The organism is Pseudochrobactrum sp. AO18b, from assembly GCF_000409565.1.
GTDB classification, from domain to species: Bacteria; Pseudomonadota; Alphaproteobacteria; order Rhizobiales; family Rhizobiaceae; genus Pseudochrobactrum; species Pseudochrobactrum saccharolyticum.
This window is the reverse complement of the sequence record NZ_ANNO01000091.1, coordinates 1-7,282: the sequence shown is the minus strand read 5'-3', so window position 1 is coordinate 7,282 and position 7,282 is coordinate 1. Positions and strand designations below refer to the sequence as shown.

8 protein-coding genes are annotated in these 7,282 nt (G+C 48.3%); 3 read left to right on the top strand and 5 right to left on the bottom strand.

Features of this window, described 5'->3' with window-relative positions:
- Positions 1-46 precede the first annotated feature (46 nt).
- The 5 genes from dnaQ to A918_RS0104145 form a co-directional block, all read right to left on the bottom strand.
- Positions 47-748: a DNA polymerase III subunit epsilon gene (gene dnaQ, locus A918_RS0104165; RefSeq protein WP_022709836.1), complete on the bottom strand. Its 702-nt coding sequence runs from the start codon at positions 746-748 to the stop codon at positions 47-49.
- A gap of 19 nt (positions 749-767) precedes the next feature.
- A complete protein-coding gene (coaE, locus tag A918_RS0104160) occupies positions 768-1,358 on the bottom strand; it encodes a dephospho-CoA kinase (RefSeq protein WP_022709835.1) in 591 nt (196 codons plus the stop codon).
- Positions 1,359-1,369: 11 nt separating this feature from the next.
- Entirely contained in the window at positions 1,370-2,221 is an 852-nt protein-coding gene (locus A918_RS0104155; RefSeq protein ID WP_022709834.1) for a shikimate dehydrogenase, read from the bottom strand.
- Positions 2,214-2,813 carry a Maf-like protein gene (locus A918_RS0104150; RefSeq protein ID WP_022709833.1) on the bottom strand — a complete coding sequence of 200 codons (600 nt, stop codon included), beginning with the start codon at positions 2,811-2,813 and terminating at the stop codon, positions 2,214-2,216. The genes A918_RS0104155 and A918_RS0104150 overlap by 8 nt, the downstream gene beginning before the upstream one ends.
- A 112-nt stretch (positions 2,814-2,925) precedes the next feature.
- The gene (locus A918_RS0104145) at positions 2,926-3,819 is read right to left on the bottom strand and encodes a pyruvate, water dikinase regulatory protein (protein ID WP_022709832.1); all 894 of its coding nucleotides are present in this window, start codon (positions 3,817-3,819) and stop codon (positions 2,926-2,928) included.
- Between the two features lie 360 nt (positions 3,820-4,179).
- Between A918_RS0104145 and hemE the strand changes: the two genes are divergently transcribed.
- From hemE to rho, 3 genes are all read left to right on the top strand, one after another.
- Positions 4,180-5,205 (top strand): uroporphyrinogen decarboxylase, encoded by a 1,026-nt coding sequence (gene hemE / locus A918_RS0104140; RefSeq protein WP_022709831.1) that lies wholly within the window; start codon positions 4,180-4,182, stop codon positions 5,203-5,205.
- Positions 5,205-5,735: a protoporphyrinogen oxidase HemJ gene (hemJ, locus tag A918_RS0104135; RefSeq protein WP_022709830.1), complete on the top strand. Its 531-nt coding sequence runs from the start codon at positions 5,205-5,207 to the stop codon at positions 5,733-5,735. The genes hemE and hemJ overlap by 1 nt, the downstream gene beginning before the upstream one ends.
- A 244-nt stretch (positions 5,736-5,979) precedes the next feature.
- Positions 5,980-7,245 carry a transcription termination factor Rho gene (gene rho, locus A918_RS0104130; protein ID WP_022709829.1) on the top strand — a complete coding sequence of 422 codons (1,266 nt, stop codon included), beginning with the start codon at positions 5,980-5,982 and terminating at the stop codon, positions 7,243-7,245.
- Positions 7,246-7,282: the final 37 nt, after the last annotated feature.

Here is a 7,282-nt window from a genome sequence, read left to right as displayed (position 1 = left end):
CCGCTGCGTCTCAGACACAGCGGCTTTTTTATTTTCTAAGCAATAATCAGTTCAGATATTTTTTCCAGATTGCCTTATCACCCATTTTATCAATGAGCTTCTGATGCGCAGCAAGGTCATCAGCAGTCAGGCGTGAGGGCAGGGGCTGGGGACGCGCTTTCAGAACAATCTCTGCAACAGGTTCATTGCCGTTCTTGTCTTCATTTGCAGATTGTACGCTCAGACCCAAAGATGTCTGGCGGCCGCCGAGCAGCTCAATATAAACTTCTGCCAGCAATTCCGTATCAAGCAATGCACCGTGCAATTTACGATGCGCATTATCGACGCCATAACGCTTACACAGTGCATCCAGCGTGTTTGGCCCCATTGGGTGCTTGCGCCGCGCCAAAGCCAGCGTATCGATCACCACGTCGGTAGAAATCGGTGTCCGGTCAATCCGCTCCAGTTCGGCATTCAGAAAGCCGATATCGAACATCGCATTATGCGCGACCAGTTTTGCGCCTTCGATAAAGGTCAGAAACTCGTCCGCAATTTCAGGAAAGGTCGGCTTATCCAGCAGACTTTCATCGGTAATACCATGAACTGCCAATGCGTCCGGATGAACCTTTTTGCCCTGCGGATTGATATAGATATGAAATGTTTTGCCGGTGATGAATTTGTTCACCATCTCGATACAGCCGATTTCAATCACCCGGTCTTCATTTTTCTCAAGGCCGGTGGTTTCCGTATCGAAAACAATCTCGCGCATGGTTCGTCCTGTAAATTGCTTATACAGCTGTGTTTAACAGCTTTTCTAAAATCTTTGAAACTTGCTGACGGGCAAATTCTTTATCCTGCCCCGTATCAACAATAAAATCGGCTTTTGCGCGTTTTTCAGCATCCGGCATCTGACGTGCCAGAATAGACTGAAATTTCTCTCCCGTCATATTCTCACGGGAAAGCACCCGTTCCCGTTGCATTTCATAAGGTGCACTGACCACAAGAATTTTATCCACACGACCTGTTCCGCCGGTTTCAAACAGCAGCGGAATATCCAGAACCACCAGCTTAGCACCTTTGGCCTCAGCATCGCGCAAAAACTGCTGTTCTTTAGCATGGACGAGCGGATGAACAATGTTCTCAAGCTTTTTAAGCTCATCCGGCTTGCCCAGAACACTGGCCGACAGAATTTTACGATCAACTTGTCCGCCAATAACAGCTTCAGGAAAAGCTTCCGCAATCAGCGGCACGGCTTCAGACTGATAAAGCTGATGGACGACCGCATCGGCATCATAAACCGGCACACCTCTATCCGCAAAAATCTGTGCGGTTGTGGATTTCCCCATGCCGATTGAGCCGGTCAGTCCAAGCTTTATCATAAGTCTGCCTATCAAGATTTTTGAACATCATTCAATATGATCTGACGCAGTTCATCTGTCACCTCAGGACGCACGCCGAACCAGTATTCAAAGCCCGGCACTGCCTGATGCAGCAACATGCCAAGACCATCCACACAGCGTAATCCAGCCTGACGCGCCTGAGTTAAAAACAGTGTTTCCAAAGGAATATAGACAATATCCGTTGCAACCGCACCGGCTTTGGCTGCGGAAAAATCAAGCGGAAAGGCCTCTGCCTCGCCGTGACCGCTCATGCCCAGTGAAGTTGTATTCACAATCACATCAGCAGAGCTGACAAAGCCCTGTGCCTGATCCCAGCCTGTAGCTTCAATTTTTGAACCAAAATGATCGGCCAGAGCCTGCGCCCGCTCCACAGTGCGGTTCACTACAATGATTTTCTCAAATCCACGATTCAGCAAAGCATAAAGTATCGCGCGGCTGGCACCGCCTGCGCCCAGAACCAAAGCCGTTTTGCCGCCTTTGTCCCAATCCGGCAATTGCGCATCGAGATTTGCGACAAAACCATAGGCGTCCGTATTGCCGCCATTGAGCTTATTTTCCGCATCTATCCACAGCGTATTCACAGCCCCGATGGCCTCTGCTGCCGCATCACGTTTTTCACATAATGCAAAGGCAGTTTCCTTATGCGGAATCGTCACATTCCCGCCACGCAAGCCTTGTTCTGCAAGGGTTTTAGCAAAATGCGAAAAGTTCTCAGGGCTGTTTTCAATCGCCTTGTAAGAGCCGCTCAAACCATAGCGCTGCAGCCAGTAATTATGAATTAAAGGCGAGCGCGAATGTTTAATAGGAAAGCCGGTTACAAAGGCCTGTTTCATCTCAGCCATCAATAATTCCTCTGGCACGCAATTCTTTCAGCAAAGGTAGTAATGGCAGGCCGACAATGGTGAAATAATCACCGTCTATTTTGTCGAAAAGCTGAATGCCTTCACCTTCAACCTGATAAGCACCGACACTGGAAAGCGCAATATCACCGACCCGCGCCAGATGACGGCCGATAAAGCCCGGCTCCAAATGACGCATTGTCATATTGGCAACTGAAACATGGCGCCATACGGTCTGGCCGTTTTGCACTAGCACCACCGCGCTGTTCAGCTGATGGGTTTTACCGGACAAAGCCAATAAATGACGGCGCGCACCGTCCATATCCGCAGGCTTGTGAAAAATTTCATTGCCGAGTGATAATGTCTGATCGCAGCCGATAATCAGTGCATGCGGAAAACGTTCACTCACTTCTTCCGCTTTGGTTTCTGCAAGGATCAGCGCCACGTCTTCCGGCGTTGCACCGGTTTCATAAAGCGGTGCTTCTACTGCACGTTCATCAATATTGGCTTTCTGCGATGTAAACTGAATGCCCGCATTTTTTAAAAGTGCTGCACGAAAAGGGCTTTGAGAAGCAAGGATCAAAGGCAGTGCCATATTGAAAACTCCGTTCAAATATCAAAAAAACTCACTGCCATATATGCAGCTCAAAATACTTCTCTGAAGAATATCAGATATTTCACTACACAGCACAGTGAAAAAATACCTATCAATCATCCGTTCTGACGCGCGGGCGCAGAGCCAGAATAGCTGCGGCTGTCTCTTCAATCGAACGACGCGTCACATCAATCACCGGCCAGTTGTTGCGCTCACAAATATTGCGCGCATAGGCCAGTTCCTGCGCAATATTGATACGATCCGTATAGCTCTCCGTATCCAGCCCCGGAGACGTACCCAGCAAACGGTTCTGACGGATGTGAGAAATACGCTCGGCACTGGCAATCAGCCCGACAACAAGCGGCTTTTTCACATGAAGCAGCGCTTCCGGCAGCGGTATGCCTAAAACCAACGGAATATTAGCCGTTTTGATCCCGCGATTGGCAAGATAAATACTGGTCGGTGTTTTGGATGTGCGGGAAATGCCGATCAGAATAATATCTGCTTCTTCCAGATCTGGCGGCAATTGCCCGTCATCATGCTCCATCGTGAAATTCAGCGCATCAATCCGGCGGAAATAATCAGCATCCAGCACATGCTGCGCACTGGCACGGCGATGGGCAGGTGCTCCGAGATAGGATTGAAAAGTTGCCAGCACCGGTTCAAGCACAGAAACGCTCGGAATGCCCATCTGCGAACAGGCTTCATCAATTTTCAAAGCCAGTTTCTGATCCACCACGGTGTAGAGAACAATGCCCGGTTCGGCATCAATATTCTCCAGAATTTTAGCCAGCTGTTTCTCGGTACGGATCAGCGGATACATATGCTCAATCGCCCGCGCATGGCTGTATTGAGCGGCCGCCGCACGGCCTGCTGCAAGGAGAGTCTCTCCTGTTGCATCTGAAATCAGATGAAGATGAAAGTAAGAAAGAGTCTTTGTCACAGATTTCTCACATCCCTGTTGATGGCTGTGTGTAAAAAGTACCGGCTCAGAGACGTCTTTCATTGCCTGTTGATTTAAACAGGATTCATCCACAGCGCGCCGGACTGTATATTCGTGACAATAAACACTGTGGGTAACAGGAGCAATTCAAAGTTGCACTGAATTCATTCAATGGTTTTCCACAGGATAGGTTTAGTGATATTTCCAATAAGTGTTGGTTTTTATTGAGAAATTTTTAGTCGCATTGCTTTTTCCCGTTTGATGGGCAATTTATCCACATCAGCCGGTTTTCATGATCGTCCTGTGGGAAAACTCAGGGAAACATTTAATCCCCGTTATCAACAGACTCTAAGAATCATAAGAATCCAAAAATCATCACTTTCTTTATGGGATAACCGGGGAAAACCGGTGTGGGTAAATCGCATGACACGTAAAGTTCTGAACGTTCTCAAAGGTGAAACCGTCTTTCCACCACCAATCTGGATGATGAGACAAGCAGGACGTTATCTGCCGGAATATCGCCAGACACGGCAGCAGGCAGGAAGCTTTCTTGATCTGTGCTATAATCCTGAACTAGCAACGGAAGTGACACTACAGCCTATCCGCCGTTATGGCTTTGATGCAGCCATTCTCTTTTCAGATATTCTTGTCATCCCTCACGTTCTTGGACGTGACCTTCGCTTTGAAGAAGGAAGGGGACCTTTAATGACACCTGTGACAGTTGATGAAATCAAAGATCTCGACATTACAGGTAAAGCAGCCAAATTAAGCGCTGTATATGAAACCGTCAGCCGTTTGCGCGAGCAATTGCCGAATGAAACCACGCTGCTCGGATTTTGCGGTGCTCCGTGGACTGTTGCCACCTATATGATTGCCGGCCACGGCACACCCGATCAGGCACCGGCACGTCTGTTTGCCTATCAGCACCGTGATGTTTTCATCAAACTGCTGACTGATCTTGCAGATATTTCTGCGGAATATCTGATTGAACAGCTTAATTGCGGTGCCGATGCGGTTCAGATATTCGATTCATGGTCCGGCGTGCTGGATGAAGATTGCTTTGAAGATTTCTGTATCAAACCGGTTGCCCGCATTGTTAAAAAAGTCCGTGAAACCCATCCTGATGCAGTGATTATCGGTTTTCCGAAAGGGGCAGGGATGCTCTATAGGGATTACCGCGCCAAAACCGGCGTCAATGCTCTTGGGCTGGACTGGTCTGTGCCGCTGACCTTCGCTCAAGGATTACAGCAACAAGGTGCTGTACAGGGCAATCTGGACCCCCTGCGTGTGGTTGCCGGTGGCAAAGCTCTGGATGAAGGCATTGATGTTATTCTCGAGAAGCTGGGGCAGGGACCGCTGATCTTTAATCTCGGTCATGGTATCACACCGCAGGCGCCGCTTGAAAATGTCGCTCAAATGGTCAACCGTATCCGTCAGGCAGGTGCATAATGGATAAATCCGGCACAAATACAGGCAATCCTGCTGTGAGAGCAGTGGTTGCTGTCGCTATAACTGCCATTGCAGCCTATGCGCTGTTTTTTGCAGCGACAGATGCAGCCTATCTCTGGATCAAAGCATTTCATATTATTGCTGTGATCGCGTGGATGGCGGGCATGTTATATCTGCCGCGGCTTTTTGTGTATCACAGTCAGGAAAAGACCGGATCTGAAGCATCCGAAACTTTTAAAATCATGGAACGCCGGTTGCTGCGCTATATCATCAATCCGGCGATGATTGTGACCTGGGTTTTGGGCCTCTGGCTGGCGTGGAAAATCTTTGAATTCCGTGGCGGCTGGCTGCATGGCAAGATTTTGCTGGTTGTTTTGCTGTCCGGTCTGCACGGCTATCTTTCCAAGAGCGTGCGAATGTTTGCTCAGGATAAAAATACCAAATCAACCAAACATTGGCGCATTGTGAATGAAATTCCGACAGTTCTGATGATTTTGATCGTCATTCTGGTTGTCGTAAAGCCGTTTTGATCCCTATATAAAAATAAGAAATTACGCTTTGAGCGCTGTTCAGAGCGTAATTTCATCTTCTGAGACGATTTTATAGAGCTGCAAAGCAGCTTGGCTCTTGCTCAAATCACCGGAACCGGTTAAGGAAAGACACCTTCCTTCAAGAATAGCAGGTTTCCGATGCCGGTCATGCCCCTCATGACCATTATGAGCGCTCAACTGCATTTTTCTTTTTTCAATCTTTTATAATATGAGTTCCGCACCCATGCAGGAAATGAAACTACAAGATCTTAAGAACAAGACACCTGTCGATCTGCTCGCTCTCGCTGAAGAGCTACAGGTTGAAAACGCCAGTGTTATGCGTAAACAGGAACTGATGTTCGCTATTCTGAAGAGCCTTGCCTCTCAGGAAGTCGAAATCATCGGTGAAGGTGTCGTCGAATTATTGCCGGATGGCTTTGGCTTCCTGCGTTCGGCAAATGCCAATTATCTTCCGGGCCCGGATGATATTTACATTTCTCCTTCGCAGATCCGCCGTTTTTCGCTGAAAACCGGTGATACAGTTGAAGGGCCGATCCGCAGCCCGAAAGAAGGCGAACGCTATTTCGCACTTCTCAAAGTGAATACGATCAATTTTGAGGATCCGGAAAAGATCCGTCATAAAATCCATTTTGATAATCTGACACCGCTCTATCCGAATGAGCGTTTCAAAATGGAACTGGATGTTCCAACCAATAAAGACAATTCAGCCCGTGTGATCGATCTGGTTGCACCGCTTGGTAAAGGCCAGCGTGGTCTGATCGTGGCGCCGCCACGTACCGGTAAAACGGTTCTGCTGCAGAATATTGCGCATTCGATTACCGCCAATCATCCGGAATGCTATCTGATCGTCTTGCTGATTGATGAACGTCCTGAAGAAGTGACCGATATGCAGCGCTCGGTGAAGGGCGAAGTTGTATCTTCGACCTTTGATGAACCGGCATCCCGTCACGTTCAGGTTGCCGAAATGGTGATTGAAAAGGCAAAACGCCTTGTTGAGCATGGCCGCGATGTGGTCATTCTGCTTGACTCGATCACCCGCCTCGGCCGCGCTTATAACACCGTAATTCCTTCATCCGGTAAGGTTCTGACCGGTGGTGTGGATGCGAATGCATTGCAGCGTCCGAAACGCTTCTTCGGTGCGGCCCGTAATATCGAAGAAGGCGGTTCGCTGACCATTATCGCAACCGCGCTGATCGATACCGGTTCGCGTATGGATGAAGTTATTTTTGAAGAATTCAAGGGTACCGGTAACTCGGAAATCGTGCTTGACCGTAAGGTTGCTGATAAGCGCATCTTCCCTGCAATGGATATTCTTAAATCCGGTACACGTAAGGAAGATCTGCTGGTACCGCGTCAGGATCTACAGAAAATCTTTGTTCTGCGTCGTATTCTTTCGCCAATGGGCACAACCGATGCGATTGAGTTCCTGATCGATAAGCTGAAACAGACGAAGAATAATGCTGAATTCTTCGATTCAATGAATACGTAATTTGTATCACTATGCTGATATTGAAAACGCCGCCCCC

Bases quoted from the DNA above. Each gene is read 5' to 3' on its own strand.
- dnaQ (WP_022709836.1), bottom strand. From the start codon at position 748: ATGCGCGAGATTGTTTTCGATACGGAAACCACCGGCCTTGAGAAAAAT.
- coaE (WP_022709835.1), bottom strand. From the start codon at position 1,358: ATGATAAAGCTTGGACTGACCGGCTCAATCGGCATGGGGAAATCCACA.
- A918_RS0104155 (WP_022709834.1), bottom strand. From the start codon at position 2,221: ATGGCTGAGATGAAACAGGCCTTTGTAACCGGCTTTCCTATTAAACAT.
- A918_RS0104150 (WP_022709833.1), bottom strand. From the start codon at position 2,813: ATGGCACTGCCTTTGATCCTTGCTTCTCAAAGCCCTTTTCGTGCAGCA.
- A918_RS0104145 (WP_022709832.1), bottom strand. From the start codon at position 3,819: ATGAAAGACGTCTCTGAGCCGGTACTTTTTACACACAGCCATCAACAG.
- hemE (WP_022709831.1), top strand. From the start codon at position 4,180: ATGACACGTAAAGTTCTGAACGTTCTCAAAGGTGAAACCGTCTTTCCA.
- hemJ (WP_022709830.1), top strand. From the start codon at position 5,205: ATGGATAAATCCGGCACAAATACAGGCAATCCTGCTGTGAGAGCAGTG.
- rho (WP_022709829.1), top strand. From the start codon at position 5,980: ATGCAGGAAATGAAACTACAAGATCTTAAGAACAAGACACCTGTCGAT.